Raw genomic sequence first — 24,992 nt, 5'->3', positions numbered from 1 at the left:
CGGCCGGGCTCGGCGGGTCCGGCGCCGTACCCCGCCGGCTCGAAGCCCCCACTCCGATGCCCTCTTACAGGGTGCTTCTCAGGGGGCGCAGTACGGTGGCGCCGACGCGTACGAGCGCGGACACCGGTGGTCCCAGCCACCGGGTCAGATCGCGCGGCAAGGCGGCGTCGAGCTCGATCGTCACGCGGACGTATCGGGTGTGCACCTCGGTCACCCTGACGGGACGGGGTGCGGCGGGGGCCGGCTCGCGCTGCAACGCGGCTCGGTAGGTGTCTTTGCGCTGATTCACGCGTGGTCCTGACGCTTGGTGAGTTCGTCCACGAGGTCCATGTAGGCCGAGCCTTTGACCTCGACCGGGCTGCCGAATGACTGGGCGTACAAGTCGAGTCGCGGAATATGGGTGGTCAGCACGTCGAAGCCCCGTTCGGTGAGCGCCTCGCGTGCGTCGGCATCGGGACCGGTGCGGGTGGCGTCGGGTCGATTGGTGCGGTTCAGCAGGACGGCGGCACGCGCCGGCTTGGCGCGCAGGGACTGCAGGTCGGCCATCTCGCCGTCGATCGGTGCCATGCGGCGTCGTCCACGTTCCCCGACGCCCTCTTGCACTTCGAGGACTTCGGTCCCAGCAACGCGCGACGGATCCTGGAGCAGTACGGCGGCCGCTACCGGATCTTCAACGACGACATGCAGGGCACCGGAGCCATCACGCTGGCCGCCGCCCTGTCCGCCGTCAAGGTCAGCGGTGTACGGATGCGGGACCAGAAGCTGGTCGTCTTCGGCGCCGGGACCGCCGGGGTGGGCATCGCCGACCAGCTGCGCGACGCGATGATCCGCGACGGCGCGGATCCGGAGCAGGCCGCCGCCCAGGTATGGCTGGTCGACAAACAGGGGCTGCTCACCCGGGACATGACCGACCTGCGCGACTTCCAGCAGACCTACGCGCGCGATCCGGCCGAGGCCGCAGACTGGGCGAGGCGCGATGGCGCGATCTCACTGCTGGAAACGGTTCGTCGGGTCAAGCCGACGATCCTGCTGGGCACCTCCACCGCGCACGGCGCGTTCACGCGCGAGGTCGTCGAGGCCATGTCCGAGGGCACCGAGCGGCCGATCATCTTCCCGATCTCCAATCCCACCTCGCGGATCGAGGCCATGCCCGCCGACGTCATCGCCTGGTCCAGGGGCAAGGCGCTCGTCGCGACCGGCATCCCCGTCCCGCCCGTGGAGTACGACGGCGTGACCTACCAGATCGGGCAGGCCAACAACGCGCTGCTGTACCCGGGTTTGGGCCTGGGGACGATCGTTTCCGGTGCGTCCCAGGTGACCGCGGGCATGCTGCTCGCGGCCGCGCAGGCTGTTGCGGACCAGGTCGACCCATCGGGGCCGGGCGCCTCCCTGCTGCCGCCCGTGGACAACCTTCGGGAGTCCTCTGCGATCACTGCGACTGCGGTGGTCAAGGCGGCGCTCGACGACGGTGTGGCCACCGCCAAGCCGGTCGACATCGCAGAGGCTGTCCGGGAAGCGATGTGGCAGCCGGTCTACGCCGACGGAGCCGCAGTATGAACACACGACACTCCGCCGCCGACAGGGGCGGGTCGGCCGGCCAGGACAAAGCCCCGAAGATCCTCGACGTCCCCATCGGAGTGCACGCGATCGGCACCCGGCGGGAGACCGACTCCATGGGAGCCGTCGATGTCCCCGCGGACCGCTATTGGGGCGCCCAGACACAACGGTCCCTGATCCACTTCTCCATCGGGAACGACCGGATGCCCAAAGCGGTCTACCACGCCTATGGCTACGTCAAGAAGGCCGCCGCCTCCGTCAACGGGCGCGCCGGGCGGCTGCCGGCCTGGAAGGCCGGCCTGATCCAGCGGGTGGCCGACGAAGTCATCGCGGGCGAGCTGGACGATCACTTCCCGCTGTACGTGTGGCAGACAGGGTCCGGTACCCAGTCCAACATGAACACCAACGAGGTGATCAGCAATCGCGCCATCCAACTGGTCGGCGCAGAACTGGGCAGCAAATCCCCGATCCATCCCAACGACCACGTCAACATGGGGCAGTCCTCCAACGACACCTTCCCCACCGCCATGCACATCGCCGCGGTCAAGGAGATCCACGAGCACCTGCTGCCCAGCGTCCAGGCGCTGCAGCGCGCCATCGAGACCAAGGCACAGCAGTGGCACGACGTGGTGAAGATCGGCCGCACCCACCTGGAGGACGCCGTCCCACTCACCGTGGGGCAGGAATGGTCCGGCTACGCCCACCAGTTGCAACAAGCCATCGACCGGGTCACCAGATCCGCCGAGGGCCTGTACGAACTCGCGATGGGCGGCACCGCGGTAGGCACGGGGCTCAATGCCCCACCAGGATTCGGCGAGCAGGTCGCAGCCGAAATCGCCGACGCGACCGGCTATCCGTTCACCACCGCGCAGAACAAGTTCGCCGCCCAGGGCGGCCTGGACGCCATGGCCGGTGCCTCCGCCGGGCTGCGGGCCCTGGCCGTGCCGCTGATGAAGATCGCCAACGACATCCGCTGGCTGGCCTCCGGACCTCGCTGCGGACTTGACGAACTCATCCTTCCGGCGAACGAGCCCGGCTCCTCGATCATGCCCGGCAAGGTCAACCCGACCCAGTGCGAGGCGATGGTCATGGTCTGCATCCAGGTGCTGTCCGAGGACGAGGCCATCGCCTTCGCCGGCACACAGGGCAACTTCGAACTCAACGCCATGCGCCCGGTCATCATCAACAACTTCCTGCACGCGGCGACCATCCTCGCCGACGCCTGCACCAAGATGCGCGAATACTGCATCGAGGGCGCCCAGCTCAACCGGGACCAGATCGACAGCTACGTCGACCGGTCCCTCATGCTGGTCACCGCACTATCGCCCGTGATCGGCTACGACAAGGCCTCCGCGATCGCCCACAAGGCCAACGACGAGGACACCACCCTGCGCGCAGCAGCGCTGGCCTCCGGCTACATCAGCGCCGAGGACTTCGACCGCATCGTCCGACCCGCCGCCATGGTCGGTCAGACGTAGGTCGCGCGTGAGTTGGCCGAGGAAGAAATCCATCGCCCAGCCCCCGCGAAGCCACACCTCCACACCGAGCGTGCCGGCGATCTCCACTCCGGTGAGCTGGTAAATGCTCTTCCCCATGAGCCAGAAACCCAGCAACAGGCACCCGACCTCGATCGCTCGGCCGCGAGGACAGCTGTCGAGGGCGCAGATTTCGGCGCCGACGGGTGCCCACCGGTCAGGGCGAGGATGATCGCCAGCACCGCGACGAGACACGCCAGCCAGCCCAGGATGAAGGTCAACCCCTTCCACACGCCCTGCGCCGAAACCAACATCACATCTCGTGATCCGTGCCGTCCTCGGTCGGCGGGATGTGCCTGCCGTGCCGCGAAACGCCCCGTCCGCCACCCTGGTGGCAGGAAGGAGCGACGCCATGCCGAGTACCGAAAGGGTGCCGTCAGCGGGCAGGCTCCGTTCGCGCCGCATCGTCGGCGCGTCTCGGTGGCGGGAGCGGACTCGTCGACTGGTCGCCTCCGTCCATTCCGCCCACACACGGGCGGAGACCCGGTTTCCGGTGATCACCCACCTCGCGGACCGGATGGTGTCCGTCGGGTAGTCGCCGAGGACCTCGGCAACCATGCGCACCGCACGGCGACGCAGCTCAAGCGGGTAGGAGAGGGTCGTGCCATGACTCGACTCCACCCAACGTGGGACCGTCAGGAGTCTCTACCGAACCCGGGACGGTTCACGTAGACTCCGGGAGGAGCACTAAGAAGCGCGGAGGTTGGGCGATGTCGGAACGCTTGGCCTGGGGTGCTGGGACAGGAGTCTGCTCCGCCGGACATCCTCGAAGTTGCTCCGATGGTTGAATCCGAGCCCGGTCGATCGAGCGGGCCGAAGACACCAGGTCGTCACCGCCGCACGATCATCCGACGGAAACTCGCAATCCCCGAGCCTGCGAAAGAGGTTGTCTACCGCCAGAGGCTCAGCCGACGCATACACGAGCTCTTTGACCGCCACACGGTGGTGAAAGTCTTTGCGACTGCCGGTGCTGGCAAGACAACCGCGGTCGTTCAGGCACTTCGCGACCTCGATAGGCCTGTTGCCTGGGTGTCGCTCGACGGGACGGAGCAGGCGGCGGGGCGGCTGCTCGTCTATATCGAGGCGGCTGTCGAGGACATAGTCTCCAGTGCAGCGGATGTCGCCTCGGATGCTCTGAGCAGCAACCTTCAGATCGGTGAGGCAGCTGGACTGCTTGCCGAAAGCCTGCAGGGCAGTCGGCTCATTGTGGTCTGCGACAACGTGGAGCGAATCGCTTCCGATGAGAGCTGCACCGCGGTGCTGTCCTCCTTCGCCCGCTACCTGCCGTCCGACGCGAACCTCGTACTGATCTCGCGCGTCGACGTCCAGCTCGACTTGGGCTCGACCAGCGAGCGCGACCGGGTCGGCGAGCTGGTCGAGACCGACCTTGCCTTCGACGTCCAGGAGGCGAGCGCGGCACTTCGAACAGTCGGTGACGTCGACGTGGACCCCGCGCAGGCAGTAGCCGCGACGGAGGGATGGGTAACCGGCGTCTTGTTCAAGGGGTGGCGCCACGCCCGGTCTCGCGAGATGGATCCTGACTCACTACACTCCTACGTCGCCGCAAACATATTCAACTCGCTTTCCCTGGCTGAACGAACGTTCCTGCTTCATACGAGCCCGTTGGGCGAGATATCGGTCGACGGAGCCCGGGCGCTGGGCCAGGAGAATGCAGCGCACATCATGGCCGACCTCCGGGGCCGATATCTTCCGGTGACGTGGTCCGCCGATGGTTCGCGCATGACGCCCCACCCCATGTTCCGCGACTTCCTACAGGTGACTCTCGAACGGGAGGACGCCAAGACGATCGGCGAGGTGCGTCGCAGACACACAGAAGTCCTGATCGCCAACGGCGCGCACGAGGAAGCCGTCGATGAGCTGCTTCGGCTCGGCGATGTGGAGGCGGCTGGGCGGTTGGCCGCCGCCGCCCTCCCAAGCCTGGTTGCGCGGATGGACTTCGCCCTGGCGGCACGTTGGCTCGATGCACTGGGTGCGTCGGTCCGGACCCCGACTCCGGAGATCGGATCCGTCGTCTTGCACGTTGCCTTTGCACTGGAGCAATGGGGTCGCGGAGTTGAGTTCATCGATCGGCACGGCTATGACTGGCTTCCAGAGCTGGGGGCTCCCAACTCCGAGGAGGCCCGCGTCCTAGCTTGTTGGTCCCTTTGGCACTCCGGACGGATCGACGAGGCCCGATCCGTCGGCGACCAGCTGCCACCTGGTCGGAACCGGCGCATCGCCGACACGTTGATCGCGGGCGCAACCGGCGAGGAGCCGCCACCCTTCCCGGAATTCTCAACGATGCCCTCCGGCCCACTCGACGGTTTGCTGATGCGCCTGGCCTTCATCCGCGGTCGCCTTGACGGACTCGACGACCCAGGCACGTTCGACCCGTGGCGCACTATCCTCGGGGGTCCCTGGGTCGTCGCTGCATTGCGCGCCACAGGGCGCTTGGAAGCCGCGATGGCCATGTACGAGCCTCGTCGCGGTTCGTCGCAGCCGGTTTGGTTGCAGGGCGTCGACGCCGTCGATCTCATGCTGGACCTTGGCCGCGGAGAAGAAGCCTGGTCCTTGCTTAAGCGGGGGCGGGACCTCATTGCGTCAACAGGCTCGAAGGTGTACTGGAACATGAGCCTTCTCGCTGAAGCCAAGCTGTGGCTGCGCCTCGAAGGCAACAGGCAACGTGCCGACCGCGTGCTAGCGGCGGCGGCTGCCAACGGCGCCTCGGACTATGCCCTGACGCGCGAGACGTGGCAGCTTTGGACGGGTCTTTCCATGCTGCTGCAAGGCAGAGATGCTGAGGCGCAGGAGCATCTCTCGGCATGCCTGCTGAGTATGCAGAGAGGAGACCGCCAGCTCGATCTCCCGACGGCTGCGGTGTACCTGGCCGAGGCGCAATGGCGGCTCGGCCTCGAGGATGAGTCCGACGCCACGGCAGAGCTGGCCATCGTCTCTGCCTCGACCCACGGGACTCATCACTTGCTGCTGACAGCGTTGGCGGACATGCCATCGGTTGCGTTCAGGGCGGCGGACACCAAGCCCAGTCGCATGTCGAGCTATCACGAGGTCCTCGCCGCGCTCTCGGGCCGGCACCCCGTGCGCGTGAATGTGAGTGCCCCACGTCTCGTCCTCGAGGAGTTCGGAGAGCCGATTCTCACGGTCGACGGGAATGTGGTCCAGCCCCGCCTGACGAAGAGTGTGGAGCTGCTCAGCTATCTGCTCGCAAGCCCTGACCGGAGGGCTACACGCGATGAGCTTCTCGGCGCGCTCTTCGACGGCCGCAACGATGCTGCCGGCCGAAGCTACCTGCGCCAGGCCCTCTTCCGGCTTCGCCAGGCGCTCCCCGCAGACCTTGGGCCGTCGCAGGATGGGGATGTCTTCAGTTTGGTTGGCCCGGAGCTGGCGATGGGCTCGGCCCAGCGAGCTGTTGACATTGTCGCGCAAGCCGGAAGGCAACACGGAGAGGTTCGACTCCAGACGCTCTTGCACGCCCTCAGCAGTGCAGAGAGGGGCGCATTTCTGGCAACGGTGTCAGACACATGGGCCGCGGAGCGTCGCGTGGCTCTGACCGAGATCTTGCTGTCGGCCAGAGTCGACGCAGCCAAGTTGGCCTATCGATTGAACCGTCTTCGTGAGGCGAAGGGTCTGGTCGACTCTGTGCTCCGCGACGATCCCTACCGCGAGCAGGCCTGGCAGCTCGCGATTCAACTTGAGTATGCCAGCGGCAGCGATGACGCAGTGTTGGCGCTTTATCAGCGGTACGTCGCACGGATGGGGGAGCTCGGCGTCGCGCCGTCCAACGAGGTTCGCCGACTTGTCACCCAACTGCGCCGATAAGGACTCGCGCAGTTAGGCGCGATGGGATACCTCGGTAGTAGAACAGGCACAGGGCCTGTTGATCATGGAGTTGCGACGCTCTGTGATCACCGGGAGACCTGTGCCTGCCCTGCCATCCTGGCTGACCGAACCCCTCTGGGACCAATTCGCGGCGCTGCTGCCGCAGCGGCCGGTCTACGATCGGCCCATCCGCTGGGCTGCCACCGCCCGCGGATCAGCGACCGGGTCGTGTTCGACAAGCTGCTCCAGCTCCTGCGCTTCGGCTGCTCCTACCAGGCGATCGCCGACACGACCTGCTCGGCCACCACGATCCGCAACCGCCGTGACGAGTTGATCCGACTGGGCGTCTTGCCCCAGCTCCAGCTCCGGGATCCGGGGGCACGTGACGCGGCCGTTCTTCACGCTTCGAGTTGTCGAGTAACGAAGTGCGAAGGAACGGCCGCTGCGTATGAGTCTTCCCGTTGCTGGGTCCGCAGGCGAGGCATTGAACGTGTTGTCCCGCTTGCGGGTCGAGTTCTACGACTGTCTGTACAGCCGTGCCGATGCGCTCTTCGAGCTCACCGACGCAGTCTTGTGCGAGGAAGGGCCGGTGAAGACCCTTGTCGTACTCGGTCGGCATGACCATCACCGAGCAGATCCACCAGGCAGTGCTGCGGGTTCCCGCCTCGGCGTGGACGCCGGCCGTCGAGCCCGGCGGCGAGATCCGTGACGGTGCCCGGGTCGCCGAACTCGCCGGAGATGTCCTGGACGGCTGCGCCGGGCATGCAGCTGATCGTCCGCAAGGAACGCCCGCATCCAGTTGCGTTTCACCGACGCCGACGGCATGCGCCTGACGGCGTTCGCCACCAACACCAAGGACGCCACGATCGCCGCGCTGGAACTGCGCCACCGCCAGCGGGCCCGCGCCGAGGACCGTATCCGCACCGCCCGCTCAACCGGCCTTACCAACCTGCCTCTCCACGACACCGCGCAGAACCAGGTCTGGCTGGAGATCGTCCAGATCGCCCTCGACCTGCTGGCCTGGATGCCGATGCTGTCCCTGACCGGCCCCGCCCAGCTGAGGGAACCCAAGCGCCTGAGGCTGCGGCTGTTCTCCGCCGCCGCCCAACTCGTCACCACCGGTCGGCGCCACATCCTCCGCCTCGCGAAGCACTGGCCCTGGACAACAGTGATCAGCGATGGCCTGCCGGGCCTCGCAGCGCTTCCACGAACCCCGGCTGACCAGCAGCTTCCCGCCCTTACGAGCAGCACCACCCCAACCGGAGCCGTGGAACCCGGCGCCCACCCGACGCGACAGCAGGGCCATCAACCTGCCCACAAGCTGAAATCTCCGCTCCCAACAAGCAGAAAGGGTCCGTCAGCGAGCTGACGGACTCTCATGCAAGATCGACGGTTAAACACCGAGCTAACACCCTGTTCGCGGTTTGGTTAACACCTTAACCGCGACGATGAGCCGCATCCCTGGAGAGCTGGAGGCATGACCATGAGGACCGGTGCAGAGTACCTGGAATCTCTACGTGACGGGCGTAACGTCATCATCGACGGTGAGCGCATCGAGGATGTGACAAAGCATCCTCTGACCCGTGGCTACGCCGCGCAGGCCGCGCGTTTCTATGACCTGCATCACGAGCGCGAAAACCAGGACTCCCTGACCTTCGTCGACGAGGACGGCACGCGACGCCCGATCGGCTGGTTGTATCCGCGAAGCCAGCACGACCTCGAACGACGGCGCGACTACGCCGACTCGGTGATCCGCAGCTTTGGCGGCGGCGCGTTCGGCCGCCTCCCCCAGAGCAACAACGGCAACTGGTACGCCCTCGTGGACGACACCGCCCCTTGGGCTGAGCTGTCCAAGGACACGCCCGCGACCGTCGACCTCGCCCGCAACATCATCGCGGACTTCGAGGCCAACCGCGACGCGGACCTCTGGACGGTACCCCTGCTCAACGACGTGCAGCGGGACCGCTCGGACCCCGGGGCGGCCGCACGCAACCCGATGCTCCGCGTCAAGGAGCGCAATGACGAAGGCATCGTGGTCGAAGGCTGGAAGGGGGTCTCCACCGCGGTCATATTCGCCGACACGATGCTGCTCGGCAACATCGTGAAGCCGGGGACGGAGCCGGAGCACATCATCTGGGCGAGCGTCCCCGTGAGCCACCCGAAGGTCACGCACGTGGGACGACGTTCCAACGCCGCACCCCCCGAGTCCGGTTCCGAGCGGCCGTTGTCAAGCCTCGGCGACGAGCTCGACTCCATGGCGTACTTTGATGACGTCCTCATCCCGTGGGAGCACGTCTACCACCTGGGCAACGTCGATCACTCCAGGTTGTACGCGCAGCGTACGTTCGACTTCGAGCACGCCGACACCCTGCACCACATGATCGTCAACGCGGAACTCATGACGGGACTGGCGGTCCTCGTCGCACAGACGACGGGAACGCTTCAGCACCCGGTCGTGGGATCCGACATCGCCGACCTCGTCCGCTTCCACGAGACGCTGCGCGCCTTCACCATCGCATCGGAGACGACCGCGTTCGTGACGCCGCGGGGACTGTGCAAGCCGAACAACATCTTCTACGACTTCGGCCGCGCACACTACCTGGAGAACGTGAGCCGGCTGACGGAGAAGATCGTCGAGATGTGCGGCCGCTCAGCGGTGCTGTCGCCGAGCGGGAGGGATTTCGAGGTCCCCGAGGTCGGCACCAGGCTTCTGGAGATGTTCCACGGCACGACGATGAGCGCGCACGACAAGGTGCGACTCTTCAAGTTCGTGCAGGACCGGTTCCTCAGCGACTGGGCCGGACGCTTCAGGTCGTTCGAGAGGTTCCAGGGCACGCCGTTGTTCCTCATCAAGCTGCTGACGATGCAGCGCATCTCGACCGACCCCGGAGGCTCCATCACCGAACTGGCCCGCGAGGCAATCGGTCTCGGTACCTCCGACGAGATGACCGCACGCGTCGTCGCCGAGCGGAAGGAGTTGTTCGGCTCGGTGACTCCCGTCGCCACCCAGCCCGCGTCCTCTCGGACCGCCGACGCCAACCAGGGCTTCTCGCTGGACGACAAGGATCAGCCCGACTACATCAAGACCCAGGACGCGTGACCGCCACCGATGTGCTCGGCCCGCAAGATCCCGCGGGCCGAGCACATCGGCAGCGTGCTTCGGCCGCCGGCGATTCAGGAGGCCGTCCATGAACGCGGTCTGGATGCCCTCAACGGGCGTTGTCACGTAGTTGGGAGTGTGAGGGCCTGACGGTGTGCAAGGGCGTGGTCGGCCTGGGGCGTTGGCTCTGGATCAGGTCGTGGCGGGCTGGCCGACGGCGCCGTTGATCTGCTCACAGTTGGCGAAGCGGATGGTCATTTCGGCTCGGTAGTCGGGGGCTGTGTGTAGGTGGCGCGGGGTCGGAAGTGGGGGGAGACTCCGCTGAACGCGGACAGGAACCGCTGGGCCCCGCCCACGCTACGGCTCCTCGACCTCATGGCACCGGCACATCACGCTCGCCATGCTTCGCGACGCGTTGACCGGAACCACCTGGCTCCCACCCGCAGCCCGCGCCTGACCCCCCAACCAGCCGCTGACCATCCGTCACCCGCCGCCACCCCACGCTCAAAACCGTCACAGCACGTAACCGCGGTGAATGTTTGCCTCAGTAGCCCAGTGTCACGCGATAGGATGTGAGCCATGTCGGCATCGGAATTGACTGCCGTCCAAAGTCAGCGTGATGGCGCTGTCGTGACCATCAAGCTGGTAAACGGGAATGAGAATCTACTCAATCCCGATATCATGAACCAACTGCACGACGCGATCGCCGCTGCTGATGAAGACGAAGCTGTGCTTGCGATCGTGCTCACCGCAGCCGGTGAAAAGTTCTGTGGCGGACTCGACGTCGCGGAGATCCAAAATGGTGGCGATCCTGTCGAATTTGCCACCGCGCTCGTGAGACTGCTGAAACTGATGCCGCAGATCGGCACAGCTCTGGTGGCCGCGATCAACGGTGACGCCCTTGCCTCAGGCTTTTCGATCGCGTGTGCCTGCGACCTCGTGGTAACCGTCCCGGAAGCCCGTCTCGGCACGTTCGAAGCCGGCATCGGAATCTGGCCGATGATCGCCCAGGTGCCACCGCTCCAGCGGCTGATGCCCCGACATGCGCTCCAGAACATCATCACCGGCGTGCCGTTTTCCGCGCAGGAGGCACTACAGTTCGGCGCAATCAACCGGATTGTGACTGCTGATCGTCTGCACCGTGAATCAAGGGAAATGGCCTTGGCCGCGTCTGTCGCAGGTCCGATGCTGGCCGCCGGCCGCAAGTCCTTCTACCGATTCTGTGATCTCTCGTATGACGATGCGCTCGACGAGGCCCTCGACGCCTTCACCGAAATGCTCACGTCGCCTTCTACGCACTAGTATCTCGTGTTCCTGTTTGTGCCAGTTCGTCCGCTCGCCACCGACGGCCATGGCGAGATGTGCCGGAAGGATATGGACCGGGAGTCGGTCGCGCTATTCAAGGAATTCCCGTCCCAGATATTCCTGCACGATGCCGGCGAAGTCCTGGCCTTCTCCGATGATCCTGCCGTCCGCATCGATCACCAAGGCGTATCCATCGGTGTCCACAAGATATGTGAGGCCATCGAATGTGTACGTTCCGGGGGTTTTTCACGGCGGCTCCCGATATTCCGATTGCCCGGCCGGTCTCGATGCGAGCACGAGCTCTTCGCCTGGTCGCCCAGAGTTTACCCGTCAGCCCGGGCGCACATCACATGAATGGGTGATTCCCCCTGCTCGTCAGGGATCCTCGGCCCATCTCGTATCACTCGACCAAGTGATGCGCTTCACCGGCCTGGAAGTGCTAAATGACGGCGCTCACGGAATCAGTCATCGGTCCGATGAACGGGTTCGCAAAATCGCACGCCCCCGGTTCTTGACGCCTCGCCCTTCGGATGACGAGACTCCGGTGGACAACGGTTCCCTTTCGGCAAAATGTTTGTCCGGAATGCATGAGTCGGTGTCAGAGTGAGGAATTCGGATGAAAGCGTTCGTTCATCGGGGACAAGTCACCAAGGTGGTGTTCGGCAGGAGGACACGCAGCCGTATCCCCGACGAGGTCGTGCTCATGGGCTGCGAGCGCATGGTGGTGCTGTCCACCCCGAACCAGGCGGGGCAGGCTGCCGAGATGGGTGACCTCCTGGGCGCAGCGACGGTCGGGCACTTTGCCGAGGCGACCATGCACACACCGGTCGAGGTCACGGAGAAGGCGGTGGCGTACGTCCAGTCGGTCAAGGCCGATGGTGTGCTCACCGTCGGAGGAGGATCCACGATCGGTCTCGGCAAGGCCATCGCGGCCAGGACCGGACTTCCGCAGCTGGCGCTGCCCACGACGTACGCGGGATCGGAGATAACTCCGATCCTGGGGGAGACCGAAGGCGCCCGCAAGACCACGCGACGCCTGCCCGAGGTCCTCCCCAGGACCGTGGTGTACGACGTCGACCTGACGCTGACGCTTCCTCCCGCCGTGGCTGCGGTCAGCGGCGTCAACGCCCTGGCGCACGCGGTCGAGGCGCTCTACGGACAGGACCACGACCCCATCGCGAACCTCATGGCCGGTGAGGCGGTCGACGCACTGATCCGTTCCCTGCCGGCGGTGATACGGCGCCCGGACGACCCGGAGGCACGCGCCGGGGCACTGTACGGCGCTTGGCTGGCCGGTACCTGCCTCGGGTCAGTCGGGATGGCGCTGCATCACAAGGTGTGTCATGTGCTGGGTGGCACGTTCAATCTGCCGCATGCCGAGACGCACACGGTGGTGCTTCCGCATGTCCTCGCCTTCAACGCGGCAGCCGCGCCCGATGCCGTCGAGCGCATCGCACGCACGCTTCCCGGCTCCGAGGGCGGTACAGCGGCCGCTCTCTTCGACTTCGTCGGAGAACTCGGCGCCCCCCGCGCCTTGAGGGACCTGGGCATGCCGGAAGCGGGGATCGACCAGGCAGCCGACCTGATCGTCCAGAACGCCTACTGGAATCCACGCCCGGTGGACCGCTCATCGGCCAGGGCGCTGCTGACCCGGGCATGGGCCGGCGAACGCCCCGCAGCCTGATCCTCTCCTGCGCACTTTCCACCACAACAGCTTCATCACCAGGGAGCCCCTCATGCGTGACCCCAACAGTGAAACCATCACCAATGCGGTGATCGCCACCTTGGACGGCGCCAAGGACCCCCGTACCGCCGAGATTCTCGAGGCGCTCGTCCGTCACGCCCATGCCTTCGTCCGCGAAGTAGGACTGACCGAAGAGGAGTGGGCCACCGGCATCGACTTCCTCACCCGCACCGGTCACCTGTGCACCCCGACGCGGCAGGAGTTCATCCTGCTCTCCGATGTCCTGGGCGTCACCATGCTGGTGGACGCGCTGAACCACCAGCGCGAGTCGGTGGCCACCGAGAACAGCGTCATCGGCCCCTACTTCCGCGAGGACCGGCCGGAGCACTCCCACGCCGCCGACATCTCCGGGGGCCTCACGGGTACCCCGCTCTTCTTCGAGGGCCTGGTGACCGATCACAAGGGCGAGCCGGTCGCCGACGCGGCTGTCGACGTGTGGCACAGCGACGCCGACGGCCACTACGACGTCGATGTCCCGGGCCTGCAGCAGACCGCGATGCGCGCCCTGCTGCGGAGTGACGGCGAGGGCGGCTTCGCCTTCCGTTCCATCCGTCCGGCGAGCTACCCGATTCCGGGGGACGGGACGGTGGGCGAGCTCATGCGGGCCGCGGACCGGTCCTTGATGCGCCCCGCTCATGTCCACGTGGTCATCGACGCGCCCGGCTTCCAGCGGGTGACGACGATGCTGTTCCCCTCCGACGACCTGTACCTGGAGCAGGACCCGGTCTTCGGCGTCAAGGACTCGCTCGTGGTCGATTTCGCCTCCCACGAAGCCGGAACCGGACCGTACAGCGACCGCACGGACCAGCCCTACACCTTGCTGCGGCACACCTTCGTTCTCGCCACCGACCAGGGCTGAGCCCTTGCCGGCGAGCGTTGCCTGTGGTGAAAGGCCATTTCCAATGGCAAGCGACGCTTCCGGCCGACCGGAGCGTACAGCCCTCGGGAGAGATCAGGGACCTGGTGGACCGGCTGCGGCATTGCCCGCCGCCACCACCCGGAACACACGCAATACCCGCTTCGCTGCATGGATCACATCAGTTTCCCGTCATTTGGGCACTGGAGCACGCTGCAACTCACCCGCACAGGGCTCATATCAATCTTCAGGGAGGTCTACCGATGTCCGAGACCCTTGAGATGCACGAAACCCTTGACATGAAGGACGCCTTCCGGGCCGCGATGAGCCGACTCGCCTCAGGGGTCAGCGTCATCACCACCCGGTCGGGGGACGCCCCCATCGGCATGACGGCCAGTGCCGTCACGTCCCTTTCGATGGACCCGCTGCAGCTGATCGTCTGCATCAGCAACCACCTCTTCACCTGTAGCGCGATCGCCGAGCACGGACGATTCGCCGTCAACATCCTCGGGGAAGGCGGTCAAACGCTCGCCAAGAACTTCGCGGCCTCCAAGAAGGACAAGTTCGCAGGCGTGAGTGTCAGCGAGGAGCACGGTGTTCCGGTGCTCAAGGACGCCATCGCCTCCGTCGTGTGCGATGTGTCGGCGGCACTCCCCGGAGGGGACCACACCATTTTCGTCGGCGACGCCCGACACTTCGAGCACCAGGTGGAAGCCCGGCCGCTGGTGTACTTCGCGGGCGCGTTCGGCGCCATGACCTGAGGGCATCGGCGGCCTCATCCGGTCATGTCGGTGGGTGTGAGGCCGTTGAAGTCCCGGCCTTCGGTGCCCGGCCCTCGGTGTCCGGCCCTCGGGCGGACGCCGGAGGCGCCGAATGATCGCCATCGCACTCGAGGAGGGGCAATACGGCCTGTCGTCCAAGAGTTCAAACTCCAACCACCGCCGCGGCCCCCTCACCTTCAGGACCTCCCCCGCCGCGTGACCCGACTGGACGCGGCCACCGAGCCGCTGATCGTCATTTCCGCACCGGCAGGCGCCGGGAAGACGACACTCCTGGCCGAGTGGTCCGAGTCGGCCCGAGCTCGTGGTGAATGCGCCTGGCTCACTCTCGATGTCCAGGACAGCGCGCCTGACCGGCTGTTCGGTTGCATCGCGCAAGCGTTGCGGAAGGTTCGTCCCGAGACGCCCATGCCCGCGGATCACGGGGGTTCCGCGGGATGGACGCTCGGGACCTGGGCCGAGGACGTCCTGTCCACTCTCGTGACCCGGGATGCCGGACAATCCTCCGTCACTCTCGTCCTGGACGGGCTGGAGGCCATCACCGACACGGACCCCCGCCGCGCCCTGAGCGACTTCCTCACCCGGCTTCCCAGGGCTTCCGTCTCGTGCTGTCGACCCGACATGTACCCGGTGCGCCGGTCCCCGTACTCCGCTGCTGAGGGGCGGTGCTCGAACTCGACCAGCAAGACCTGAAGTTCACTTGTCGCGAGGCAGCCGGGCTCCTCGTCGACGGGCTGGGGCTCGACCTGTCCGAAGCACAGATCGACGAGCTGTACCAGGACACCGAGGGCTGGGTCGCCGGATTGTGCATCACCGGACGTGCCCTTGCACGGGGCGACGTGAAAACCGTCTCCGCGGACGGCAACTACACCTACGTCGTCTCCACTCGACAGGACCGCCCCACCAACGCGACCACAGCGAACGGGGTTACGTGGATCGACTGGGGCCCACCAACGTCAACAGCGTGCTTCTCTTCCGGAACATGCTTCCGGCGCAGGACTTCCCCAACCCCATCCGGAACGTGGCTAAGGGCCAGGACCCGGCGAAGGTGATGGGCGCGTACTACCCGACCAGCACCTAGTGCACCAAGGCAGCCTTCGCCGAGGGCGGCCCGGACGCCTGTCCCGCACCCTGAGGTCCGCATACGGCACCGGCACCTGATGCGGCCCGGCTCAAGGGCTGGAGCGCTGCCGTGGCAGTCGCGTATGTGCTGTGACATCCCCCACCTGCTCTTGCCGCGGCCGGAAAGGGGTACCTAAGTTCGGTCACATGTCCTCCCATGGCCCCACCCATCCCGCCGATCCGGACGAACCCGACTCGGCGCGTCGGCGCGCGGCCGGGCGACCGGACGCGTCCGCGCCGCTCGACTTCGTCGTCGACCTGAACTCCCACGAGACACTCCGCCGGGCCCACGTCCTGGCTGCTCTCGGCCCTGAATGGGATCCGATCGCGGTGCTGCGCGACGAAGACGCGGCGTACGACCTGCTGTACTCGGGCCTCGACGCCGAACAGCAGGCCATGTACGACGAACTGGTCGCGGCCGGGGTGCTCCCGATGCGAGGGAACGGCCATGCTGCCGCTTGACCCGCAGGCCGACATCGGGCGCCGCGCCTGGGTGGCGTGCCCGAAATGCGACGACAGCCGTGGCTGCGAAACATGCGAGCAGCGGCGTACCTGCTCCGACCACTGGCGCTACCTGCTCTCCAACAATGGCAGCCTGCTGCACCTGCAGTGCCCGTCGTGCACGCACATCTGGACACATGAGACCGGTTTCGGCGCCACCCGATCGCGCTGGGAGCGCATCATCAACGGCCTGGGACGACCCTGACCGGCACCTGACCTCGTTCGTGCGGCGGAGAACGGGCGCCGGCAGCGCGGCGATGTGACGTGCGCCACCGATGTGAGATGTCACAAAGCGGCTGCGGCCGGCGTCTCGTGTGCGGCACGGTCAACCGCGAGACAGCCAGGAGCCAGCTATGAGCGACCGCAGCGAGCGAGCAACGGACACAGCCGGATCGCCCGCTCGCAGCGCTCACCTGGACGGCGCCACCGAGTCGTTCGTCGCCCACCGCAATCTGCTGTTCACCGTCGCCTACGAGATGCTCGGCTCGGCCGCCGACGCCGAGGACGTCCTGCAGGAGACCTGGCTGCGATGGGCGGGCGTCGATCTGGACACCGTGCGGGACCGGCGTGCGTACCTGGTCCGGATCACCACCCGTCAGGCCCTGGGCCGCCTGCGCACGCTCGCTCGCCGCAGGGAGTCGTACGTCGGCCCCTGGTTGCCCGAGCCACTGCTGACTACGCCGGACGTGGCCGAGGACGTCGAGCTGGCCGACAGCGTCTCGATCGCGATGCTGCTGGTTCTCGAGACGCTCACACCGACCGAGCGGGCGGTGTTCGTGCTCCGCGACGTCTTCGATCTTGGCTACGACGAGATCGCGGAAGCCGTCGACAAGAGCCCGGAAGCGGTCCGCCAGATCGCGCACCGGGCACGGTCACACGTTGCCGCGCGCCGACCGCGCGGTGTCGTTTCCGCGGCCGAGACCCGTCGCGTGCTCGAGGCGTTCCAGCGGGCGGTCGAAACGGGCGATCTGCAGAGGCTGCTCGACCTGCTCGCGCCGGACGTCGTCTTCCTGGGCGACGGTGGCGGAGTTGCGCGAGCCGCGGTGCAGCCCGTCGTGGGAGCCGATCGGGTCGCCCACGTGCTGGGCAGGATCGCGGGCACGGTGTCGCTACAGCCGGCACAGGTCAATGGCTACCCGGCGCTGATCATCCGGCTCGACGGAGAGATCAACACCGTCATGGCGGTACGCATCGACGACGGCCTCATCACCGAGCTCTACGCCGTACGCAATCCCGAGAAGTTGTCACGCATCGAGCGGGAGACCGCGGTGAGCCGCTGAGCCCGACGCACTCCATCCCTCCTGCGCAAGCAATCCTCCCGCGACAACGCAGTCCTTCGGTGAGCGCCGAAGGATGTCCGTCCTACGGTCGAGCCCATGGACATCGCGACATCCGGCACCATGCCCCACGACACGTCTGCCGCCCATGTGACCATCACGCCGAGCATCCTGTACTTCGGAACGCCGGTCGTCCTGCTCTCGACAGAGAACGAGGACGGTTCCTTCAATCTGGCGCCGATGTCCTCGGCCTGGGCACTCGGCCAGGTGATCGTGCTCGGTCTGGGCGTCGAGGGGCAGACTGCGCACAATCTCCGCAGCCGCCCCGATGTGGTGATCAACCTTCCCGCACCCGCTCAATGGCCGGCGGTGGAGCGGCTGGCGCCTCTGACCGGGCGGATCCCGATCCCCGTGCACAAGCGCGGCACGTTCCATTTCGAGCCGGACAAGTTCGGCGCCGCCGGCCTGCGGCCTGAACCCTCCGAGCTGGTCCGGCTGCCCCGAGTCACCGAATGCCCCGTCCAGTTGGAGGCCCAGGCAGCCCGCGTCCAGCCCGATGCCTCCTGGGCATTCCTGATCGTCGAGGCCCATGTGCTCAAGGTCCACGCCGATCCGCGTGTCGTGATCCCGGGCTCACACGACATCGACCCGCCACATGGAGCCCACTGATCTACAACTTCCGCCCCTACTACGGCCTCGGCCCCGAACTCGGTCACAGCTTCCGCTCCCGGACACCCCGGCGAAGCCACTGACCGCAGTGGCCTAGCCTGCGGCGTCCGGCTCGCTGACGACGTAGAACGTCGCCGGGCCCAGGGTGATCACGCCGTCGCTCAGGGGCGTGCAGCGTACGCCGCCGTTGTCGCGCAGCGCGCGCTGTGCGCCGGGACCGGCGGTGACGTCCATCCAGGCACAGGGCCTGGCCGGCCGGTTGACGGCGAACAGCACAGGACCGGTACCGCAGTCCAAGGCGATCGTCGTACCGACGTAGGAGTCGATGTGGACGCCGCTGAGCAGGATGTTCCGCCGAGTATGGCGAAGATCGGCGGACGGGTTGATGTCCAGGGGGAGGTTCTGCGCCGACATGATGGTCACCGCGGCGTTCCTGTGGGCGGGACGGGCGTAGTAGCGGTCGCCGACCAGTCCGAGGTTGCGCCGTACCTCGGCGCGTGCCACGCGTTCGTCGGACGGATCGGAAGGGAGCCCGTCCGCGGGCCGCCCGGACAGCCGGTGCGCGGGCGACACCAGTAGTTGCAGCACCTCCACCTCCGTCATGCTGCTCACCCTATGCGCCGTGGGCCGGTTCCCCTCCCTGAGCCCTGCTCGTGTGTCGGTGCACGGGCGCGTCCGTCGCGGAGGGCTCCGGGGCGGGCAGCATCGTCAGCAGCATGATCGTGGGCTCGACGGCATGCACCGTGTGCGGCAGGCGGGCCGGCAGATGGATCCGGCAAGGGCCTGGCCGGGCTCGACGAGCACCAGGTCCGCCGCTTCGCCTCCTGGACCCGCTGGGTCACCCTCGCCATGCTCGCCCACGCGTTCCTTGCCGTCGTCCGAGCCGACGAACACGGCCGGCACCCCGGACCGTCCGACCTGATCACGCTCACCTGCAACGAGATCCAGCGCCTGTTCTCCACGCTCGTCATTCGGCCGGTCCACGACACAGCCCACCGGCTCGGCTGGTCCAACTGGCCACGCCGCCGCCAATCCCGCGCCCAGGCCAGTCACTACAGCCGACAAGCCGCGAATCAGGCATGAAGATCACGGTCTATGGCTGAGTACTGGCGGCCCTCGATCAGGGCCGCCAGGCCGTCCAGTGCCCGGCGCAGGCCGAACTCGTAGGCGTGCGCCGGGCTGTACGCGCCACCGTGGGCTTCGCCCGCCGCCGCGCCTACCCGGGCGGCGGTCGGGTAGCGCTCGGGGTCGAAGACCCGGGCGAGCAGCTCGGCGTTGGCCGCCCACCACGCCTCGTCGCTCATCGCGCTGTCCTGCCGGGCGGCCCGCTCGTCGGCGGCCATCCGGGCACAGGTCTGTACAAAGCCCAGTAGGTACGTCAGCGCGGCATCCAGCTCGACATCGCCCAGTCCCGTCCCGTCCAGTGCCCGCAGCTCGTACTCGTACTTGGCCATCAGGCCGGGGCCGAGCGGCGGGCGACTGGTGGAGACGGCCGCTACCCAGGGGTGGGCCCGGTAGAGCGCGCGGTTGTCGTCGGCGACTGCGGCGGCCCGGGCGCGCCAGCCATCGTCGGCCGGCTCGGTGCGGGGCATCCGGGCGTAGACGGTGTCCAGCATCAGGTCGAGCAGCTCGGCCTTGCCCGGGACATAGGTGTAGAGCGCCATCGGTGAGAGGCCGAGCGCCTGGGCGACCCGCCGTATCGTGACGGCCTCCACGCCCTCGGCGTCCGCGAGTTCGATGGCGACGGTGGCGACCTGTGCCGGCGAGTGCGCCTGACGCGGACCGCGCCGACCGGGCGTCGCGACCGGCTCCCCCCAGAGTAGGGCGAGGGTGCTCGCCGGGTCTCCCGCGCTGCTCCGGTCTGTGGCCATGCGGAAATCCTGCCACGGCAATTCTCCGTACTATGTACAGTGTACTCTGTACAGAGAATCGCTGGCCTGTATGTCGAGAGGACTCACGCATGAAGATCAACGGCTCCGCCGTCTCGCTGACCGTCGAGGACGTCGCCGCCTCTGCCGCGTTTCTCACCGGCCACTTCGGCTTCACGGAGCAGATGGCTGCCGAGGGCTTCGCCTCGCTCGGCCACCAGGACGCCGGGCTGAACGTCGTCTACCTGCGCCGGGGGATCGAGGTGCTGCCGGAGGGCTTCCGCGACCAGCACGCGGCCGGACTGATCCTGGCCTTCGTTGTCGACGACCTGGCGGAGGAGGAGGCTCGGCTGCGCGCGACGGGCGTGGAGATCACCATGCCGCTGCGCGAGGAGCCCTGGGGCGAGCGGCTGTTCCAGGTCACCGACCCCAACGGCGTGGTGATCCAGCTGGTGGAGTGGGCGACCCCGGCCGAGAACTGATCACGGCATGAACCCATCCTGGAGAGCGCGAAGGCGGCGGTCGGTCCACGACACGGCCGACCGGCTGGAGTGCTGGGTGAGGAACGGTCCGGATCTTGGTCGTGATGGGCGGGTCACACCGTTGTTCCGTCGGGGCAGCGAGCTGTGCGAACGGGTGTGTGCCAACGCTGGGCGTATGCGGGTGGTGCACATCGAGTTCGGTGACGAGGCCGAGCGGAACGAGCCTGCCGGGGAGATGACCGCGGCGCATGGAGGGCCGACCACATGCCCGAACTCGACTCGGTCGATGCCGTCCGTGTGCAGGCGAGCCCGCTCGAAGGGGGTGACCCCTACGTCACGGCGTGACGCCTGGAGGGCTTCACCGAGGGATCACTCGGGTGCAGCCGAGGGGGATTGCACGCTGTTGCGGCCGCATGGGTGGCATCGGGGTGCGGCTCGTCGCTCGAACGGTCCAGTCGGCGCGCGCAGGCCCTCGGTCGGGTGCTCGCCGGTGGTCAGCTACCCGTGACGTGGATGCCCATCAGCGGAGTTGTCATGCGAACCTGTTCCAAGCCGTCCTGGCTCGCCATTGCCCTGCTCCTGGCCATCAGCGCCCTGATGAGCGGCTGCGGCGGCGACCCGTCCGCGTCGTCGTCGCCGACGCAGGCGCCCTCGTTCGCGGAAGGTTCACCGCTCAAGGAACCGGCGCAGATGGTGAGCCACAACGGGCTGCTGCGGGCGGAAATCGTCGTGGAGAGGCGGCAGGTGGACCTGGGCGGCCACAAGCTCTGGGCTCTCACCTACAACGGCAGCTACATGCCGCCCACACTGCGGATCCGGCCGGGGGACAAGCTGGAGTTGGCCATGAGGAACACGCTGAACGAGGTCACCAACCTGCATGTTCACGGACTCCATGTGTCACCGAGCGGCAATGCCGACAACGTCTTCCTCCACATCCATCCCGGCCAGACGTTCCAGTACTCCTTCCAGTTCCCTGCCACGCTGCGGGCCGGCACCTACTGGTACCACCCGCACCCGCACTTCACCTCCGCACCGCAGGTCGCCGGGGGCCTGTCGGGCATCCTCATCGTCGACGGCCTGCAGCAGTACCTTCCGGCGAACCTGCGACACATCACCGAGCACGTCATCGCACTCAAGGACTTCCAGGTCCAGGGCGACGCGATCAAGACCAAGAACCTGCACATCGGCGCGCCCACCCATCGCACCGTCAACGGCCAGCTGAACCCGACCATTGGCATCCGGCCAGGTGAGACCCAGTTGTGGCGGCTGGCCAACATCAGCGCCAACATCTACTACAAGGTCCGACTGCAAGGACAGAAGTTCCATGTGATCGCCCACGACGGCACCCCCGTTGACCGCATCTGGACGGCCGACTCGCTGCTCCTCGCGGCCGGCTCTCGCTTCGACGTACTCGTACAAGGCGGTCCGGCCGGGCGCACCCAGTTGCAGACGCTCGCGTACAAGACTGGACCGGCCGGTAATTCGTTCCCGCAGGCGACCTTGGCCACCCTGGTCTCCGAAGGGCCTTCTGCGCAGCCGGCGACGCTGCCCACCTCGCCCTTCGCGCCGACAGTGGATCTGAGCCATGCTCCGATCGCCGCACGGCGCATCGTCGCGTTCTCCGAGAACAAAGCCGGCACCAAGTTCTACATCAACGGCAAGCAGTACGATCCGAACCGAGTGGACATGCGGGCCAAGCTGAACACGGTCGAGGAGTGGACCGTGCGCAACGACAGCAACGAGGAACATTCCTTCCACGTGCACACCAACCACTTCCAGCTGATGAGCATCAACGGCCGTCCTCACCAGGGTCACGGCTTGCAGGACGTTGCGAACGTTCCCGCCAAGGGCCGGCTGGTCATCCGGATCGACTTCAAGAACTACACCGGCAAGACCGTCCTGCACTGCCACATCCTCAACCACGAGGACGCGGGCATGATGGCGGTGCTGGACATCGTCAAGTGACGCGACCGTCGGCTGCTGCCACGGGAACGCTGCTGCCACGGGAACGGGTCCGGACGGGTCACGACGCTGATGAGCTGGGCTGTCGGCGTCGGGTGGGCGGGCTGCAGTCCAGGTAGTGCTGTCCGCCGTCGCCGCCGACGGGGCGCCCGGATGCCATGCGCAGTGCCAACGATCAGGCACGTGGCCCGGTCGGCAACCGCGGCACCTCGCTGCGACACCTGATGGTTGATCTGCGTCCTGCAAACTGCGACTGGCTTCGCGGCGAGGAACGGCGGGCGACGGCCTGGCGCCTGCGCCGCCCGCACCCTCGCCGACCTCGACCGCTTTGGCCGCGCCGACCTGCGACGGCCTGAGGAACAGTCGTGGGAGCGGTGGTCCCACGGACTCTTTGTGGACGCAGCCGTAGCGATGCGACTTCGTAGGCCTCCTGACCAGGCCCTTCTGTAAGAACTCAATGGGCCTCCGGAGCCGTCGCCCTGACGTGACGGGGCCCGTACGCTCAGCCCGGCGCGGTTTCTGGCGCCGGGCGGAGCGTACGTGTCGTGCCCTCAGCCGAGCCGCTGCCAGCCCACGGCGTTCAGCGCGACACCCGGATCACCGCTGTCCAGCAGTACACCGGAGGCGTCGGTCACCGTGAGGCCGGTGAGATTCACGCCGCGGCCCTCGTACACGGGATCCGTGGTGTACCGCCAGCGCAGTTGCAGCCCATCAGAAGCCGCGGGCACCTCCGCGTGAACGTGCCACCAGGCGCGCACCGCCTGCCCGGACAGCGACGTCACCTCGTTGGACGGCGCGCCGGTACCCGTCACCTTCATCGGCAACGCGCTCCAGGTGGAGCCGCCATCGGTGGACGCCTCCAGATACACGCGATCGGTGGACTCGGTGTTGACGAACGTGGTGAAGTCGACGCCGGCCGGCCCCGACGCCGCCAGCGGGCCCGTGGTCAGCGTGCTGGTGGTGGCGCCGCCCTGCCCGGAGTACCACGACGGGCCGCCGCCCGGCGCCTTGACCGGCATCGCTTTGGCAAGGGCCTGCGCGATCCCCCGGCGCGCCGGGTTGGTCGACGGCGTGCTACGGGTCGGATGGACCCGGTTGGTCAGCAGAATCGCGAAGGAGCGCGAGGCCGGATCGATCACGAGCGACGTGCCGGTGTAGCCGGTGTGGCCGAGCGTCCGCGGCCCGGACAGGCCGCCCATGTACCAGATCTGGTCCAGTTCGAAGCCGAGGCCGTGCGAGTCGTCGGGGAAGGCCTGGTTGAAGTTCTGCGCCAGCAGCCGCACTCCGTGCTCGCCGAGGATCCGATGTCCGCGGTACACACCGCCGTTGAGGATCGTCTGGGCCAGCACGGCGAGGTCGTCGACGGTCGAGAAGACCCCCGCATGACCCGCGACACCGTTCAGCGCCCAGGCGTTCTCGTCGTGCACCTCACCGCGCAGCATGCCGCGCGGCGGGCTCGCCTCGTACTCGGTCGCGGCGATCCTGGACAGCTTCGAGGCGGGCGGGTTGTAGCCGGTGTCCGTCAAGTGCAGGGGGCCGGCGATGTGTTCGCGGACCAGGGTGTCCAGGGGCTTGCCGGTCACCTTCTGCAGCACCAGTTGCATGGTGAGCATGTTCAGGTCGGAGTACAGGTACCTGGTGCCGGGCGGGCTGATCGGCTCGGCATCGAGAATGGCCTTCACGCGGGACGGTACGTCGGGGTAGCCCGCCCACAACGACGGCACAGGGTCGGCGTCCAAGCCCGAGGTATGGGTGAGCAGTTGCTCGATGGTGATGTCGCCCTTGCCGTTCGCGGCGAACTCGGGCAGGTAGTGCGCGACGGGCGTGTCGAGGTCGATACGGCCCGCTTCGAGCTGCTGCACGGCGACGATCGAAGTGAAGAGTTTCGACAGTGACGCCAGGTCGTAGATGGTGTCGGTACGCGCCAGAACCCACTGGTCCTGCGGGAGCTGCGTGGTGGCGTCCGCGTATTTCACGGCGTAGCCCTGGGCGCCGCGCTCCACCACCTTGCCGTCGTGGACCATCAGGGTGGTGGCACCGGGGAACAGGTAGCTCGCCCCGCTCGCCGGATTCTCCCAGGTGGCGACGGCACGCTCGAAAGCGGTGATCGGAGCGGGGTCGAGGCCCGCCTTCTCGGGAGTGGCGGGGCGCAGCACGGTGCCCGCCGGGGCGAAGCGGCTGTACGGCTGGTCGAATCGGGCGCCACCCAGCGACGCCGTGCCGTCGCCGGAGGCCGGAGCGGCGGTGGCGCCAGCCGGGAATGCGAGGGCGCCCACCAGGGCTGCCACCGCGGTATACGCAGAAATCCGCATAGAGACCTTCATCGGTGAGGAGATGGGTGGGGAGGTGCCGCGAAGCGCCAAGCCGCACTTCGCCGGGCGGCCGGGGGTAGGAAGCA

General features: G+C 67.2%; 19 protein-coding genes and 6 pseudogenes. 19 read left to right on the top strand and 6 right to left on the bottom strand.

Translation table 11 applies throughout. The features are described 5' to 3' along the window. Nucleotides 1–64: 64 nt before the first annotated feature. Complete coding sequence (locus ACFYXB_RS23620) at nt 65–289, bottom strand: hypothetical protein (RefSeq protein ID WP_351362021.1); 225 nt, start codon at nt 287–289, stop codon at nt 65–67. Next, nucleotides 286–567, bottom strand: a complete 282-nt coding sequence (locus ACFYXB_RS23615; protein WP_389585501.1) for a hypothetical protein — start codon at nt 565–567, stop codon at nt 286–288. Before ACFYXB_RS23615 ends, ACFYXB_RS23620 begins: the two co-directional genes overlap by 4 nt. 30 nt (nt 568–597) lie before the next feature. Between ACFYXB_RS23615 and maeA the strand changes: the two genes are divergently transcribed. From maeA to ACFYXB_RS23580, 7 genes and pseudogenes are all read left to right on the top strand, one after another. Further along, on the top strand, nt 598–1,557 hold the full coding sequence (gene maeA, locus ACFYXB_RS23610) for an oxaloacetate-decarboxylating malate dehydrogenase (protein WP_389585499.1): 960 nt from the start codon (nt 598–600) through the stop codon (nt 1,555–1,557). After that, complete coding sequence (fumC, locus tag ACFYXB_RS23605; protein WP_389585497.1) at nt 1,554–3,035, top strand: class II fumarate hydratase; 1,482 nt, start codon at nt 1,554–1,556, stop codon at nt 3,033–3,035. The genes maeA and fumC overlap by 4 nt, the downstream gene beginning before the upstream one ends. 837 nt (nt 3,036–3,872) lie before the next feature. Continuing rightward, nucleotides 3,873–6,929, top strand: a complete 3,057-nt coding sequence (locus ACFYXB_RS23600) for a BTAD domain-containing putative transcriptional regulator (protein WP_389585495.1) — start codon at nt 3,873–3,875, stop codon at nt 6,927–6,929. 100 nt (nt 6,930–7,029) lie between these two features. Next, nucleotides 7,030–7,292 (top strand): annotated as a pseudogene (locus ACFYXB_RS23595) (transposase); the annotation flags it as partial. Between the two features lie 121 nt (nt 7,293–7,413). Further along, a pseudogene (locus tag ACFYXB_RS23590) lies at nt 7,414–7,560 on the top strand (transposase); the annotation flags it as partial. After that, nucleotides 7,523–8,136 (top strand): annotated as a pseudogene (locus ACFYXB_RS23585) (transposase); the annotation flags it as partial. The pseudogenes ACFYXB_RS23590 and ACFYXB_RS23585, both read left to right, overlap by 38 nt. A gap of 276 nt (nt 8,137–8,412) precedes the next feature. Continuing rightward, nucleotides 8,413–10,029, top strand: a complete 1,617-nt coding sequence (locus tag ACFYXB_RS23580) for a 4-hydroxyphenylacetate 3-hydroxylase N-terminal domain-containing protein (RefSeq protein ID WP_389585492.1) — start codon at nt 8,413–8,415, stop codon at nt 10,027–10,029. Nucleotides 10,030–10,221: 192 nt separating this feature from the next. On the opposite strand, the pseudogene ACFYXB_RS23575 reads toward ACFYXB_RS23580, so the two are convergent. After that, nucleotides 10,222–10,391 (bottom strand): annotated as a pseudogene (locus ACFYXB_RS23575) (IS6 family transposase); the annotation flags it as partial. A 217-nt stretch (nt 10,392–10,608) separates the two neighbouring features. Between ACFYXB_RS23575 and ACFYXB_RS23570 the strand changes: the two are divergent. From ACFYXB_RS23570 to ACFYXB_RS23530, 9 genes and pseudogenes are all read left to right on the top strand, one after another. After that, nucleotides 10,609–11,331 carry an enoyl-CoA hydratase/isomerase family protein gene (locus ACFYXB_RS23570; protein ID WP_389585491.1) on the top strand — a complete coding sequence of 241 codons (723 nt, stop codon included), beginning with the start codon at nt 10,609–10,611 and terminating at the stop codon, nt 11,329–11,331. A 619-nt stretch (nt 11,332–11,950) separates the two neighbouring features. Then, nucleotides 11,951–13,018, top strand: coding sequence for a maleylacetate reductase (locus tag ACFYXB_RS23565; RefSeq protein WP_389585489.1), 1,068 nt, complete (start codon nt 11,951–11,953; stop codon nt 13,016–13,018). A gap of 52 nt (nt 13,019–13,070) precedes the next feature. Then, a complete protein-coding gene (locus ACFYXB_RS23560; RefSeq protein ID WP_389585486.1) occupies nt 13,071–13,937 on the top strand; it encodes a dioxygenase in 867 nt (288 codons plus the stop codon). A gap of 260 nt (nt 13,938–14,197) precedes the next feature. Beyond that, nucleotides 14,198–14,695 carry a flavin reductase family protein gene (locus tag ACFYXB_RS23555; protein WP_389585484.1) on the top strand — a complete coding sequence of 166 codons (498 nt, stop codon included), beginning with the start codon at nt 14,198–14,200 and terminating at the stop codon, nt 14,693–14,695. Nucleotides 14,696–14,911: 216 nt separating this feature from the next. Further along, entirely contained in the window at nt 14,912–15,406 is a 495-nt protein-coding gene (locus ACFYXB_RS23550; protein ID WP_389585482.1) for a hypothetical protein, read from the top strand. 576 nt (nt 15,407–15,982) lie between these two features. Then, nucleotides 15,983–16,297: a DUF6400 family protein gene (locus ACFYXB_RS23545; RefSeq protein ID WP_389585479.1), complete on the top strand. Its 315-nt coding sequence runs from the start codon at nt 15,983–15,985 to the stop codon at nt 16,295–16,297. Then, nucleotides 16,284–16,541: a hypothetical protein gene (locus ACFYXB_RS23540; protein WP_389585476.1), complete on the top strand. Its 258-nt coding sequence runs from the start codon at nt 16,284–16,286 to the stop codon at nt 16,539–16,541. The genes ACFYXB_RS23545 and ACFYXB_RS23540 overlap by 14 nt, the downstream gene beginning before the upstream one ends. A gap of 148 nt (nt 16,542–16,689) precedes the next feature. Next, nucleotides 16,690–17,616 (top strand): RNA polymerase sigma-70 factor, encoded by a 927-nt coding sequence (locus tag ACFYXB_RS23535; RefSeq protein ID WP_389585474.1) that lies wholly within the window; start codon nt 16,690–16,692, stop codon nt 17,614–17,616. 96 nt (nt 17,617–17,712) lie between these two features. Continuing rightward, nucleotides 17,713–18,365: pseudogene (locus ACFYXB_RS23530) on the top strand (flavin reductase family protein). Between the two features lie 10 nt (nt 18,366–18,375). On the opposite strand, the gene ACFYXB_RS23525 reads toward ACFYXB_RS23530, so the two are convergent. Further along, nucleotides 18,376–18,885: a molybdenum cofactor biosysynthesis protein gene (locus tag ACFYXB_RS23525; RefSeq protein ID WP_389585471.1), complete on the bottom strand. Its 510-nt coding sequence runs from the start codon at nt 18,883–18,885 to the stop codon at nt 18,376–18,378. A 168-nt stretch (nt 18,886–19,053) separates the two neighbouring features. On the opposite strand from ACFYXB_RS23525, the pseudogene ACFYXB_RS23520 reads away from it, so the two are divergent. Next, nucleotides 19,054–19,365: pseudogene (locus tag ACFYXB_RS23520) on the top strand (IS701 family transposase); the annotation flags it as partial. Here ACFYXB_RS23520 and ACFYXB_RS23515 read toward each other — a convergent pair. Beyond that, on the bottom strand, nt 19,356–20,153 hold the full coding sequence (locus tag ACFYXB_RS23515; protein WP_389585468.1) for a TetR/AcrR family transcriptional regulator: 798 nt from the start codon (nt 20,151–20,153) through the stop codon (nt 19,356–19,358). The pseudogene ACFYXB_RS23520 and the gene ACFYXB_RS23515 overlap by 10 nt on opposite strands. Before the next feature lie 89 nt (nt 20,154–20,242). Here ACFYXB_RS23515 and ACFYXB_RS23510 point away from each other — a divergent pair, with 89 nt between their 5' ends. Then, the gene (locus ACFYXB_RS23510) at nt 20,243–20,632 is read left to right on the top strand and encodes a VOC family protein (protein ID WP_351367752.1); all 390 of its coding nucleotides are present in this window, start codon (nt 20,243–20,245) and stop codon (nt 20,630–20,632) included. 534 nt (nt 20,633–21,166) lie between these two features. Next, nucleotides 21,167–22,597 carry a multicopper oxidase family protein gene (locus ACFYXB_RS23505; RefSeq protein WP_389585465.1) on the top strand — a complete coding sequence of 477 codons (1,431 nt, stop codon included), beginning with the start codon at nt 21,167–21,169 and terminating at the stop codon, nt 22,595–22,597. Nucleotides 22,598–23,145: 548 nt separating this feature from the next. On the opposite strand, the gene ACFYXB_RS23500 is transcribed toward ACFYXB_RS23505, so the two are convergent. Next, the gene (locus tag ACFYXB_RS23500; RefSeq protein WP_389585464.1) at nt 23,146–24,906 is read right to left on the bottom strand and encodes a serine hydrolase; all 1,761 of its coding nucleotides are present in this window, start codon (nt 24,904–24,906) and stop codon (nt 23,146–23,148) included. Nucleotides 24,907–24,992: the final 86 nt, after the last annotated feature.

The sequence above is a fragment of the Streptomyces sp. NPDC002619 genome, from assembly GCF_042889305.1.
In the GTDB taxonomy this organism is placed as follows: domain Bacteria; phylum Actinomycetota; class Actinomycetes; order Streptomycetales; family Streptomycetaceae; genus Streptomyces.
Note: the sequence above shows the minus strand (reverse complement) of the source record. Positions and strands in the feature narration are given on the sequence as shown.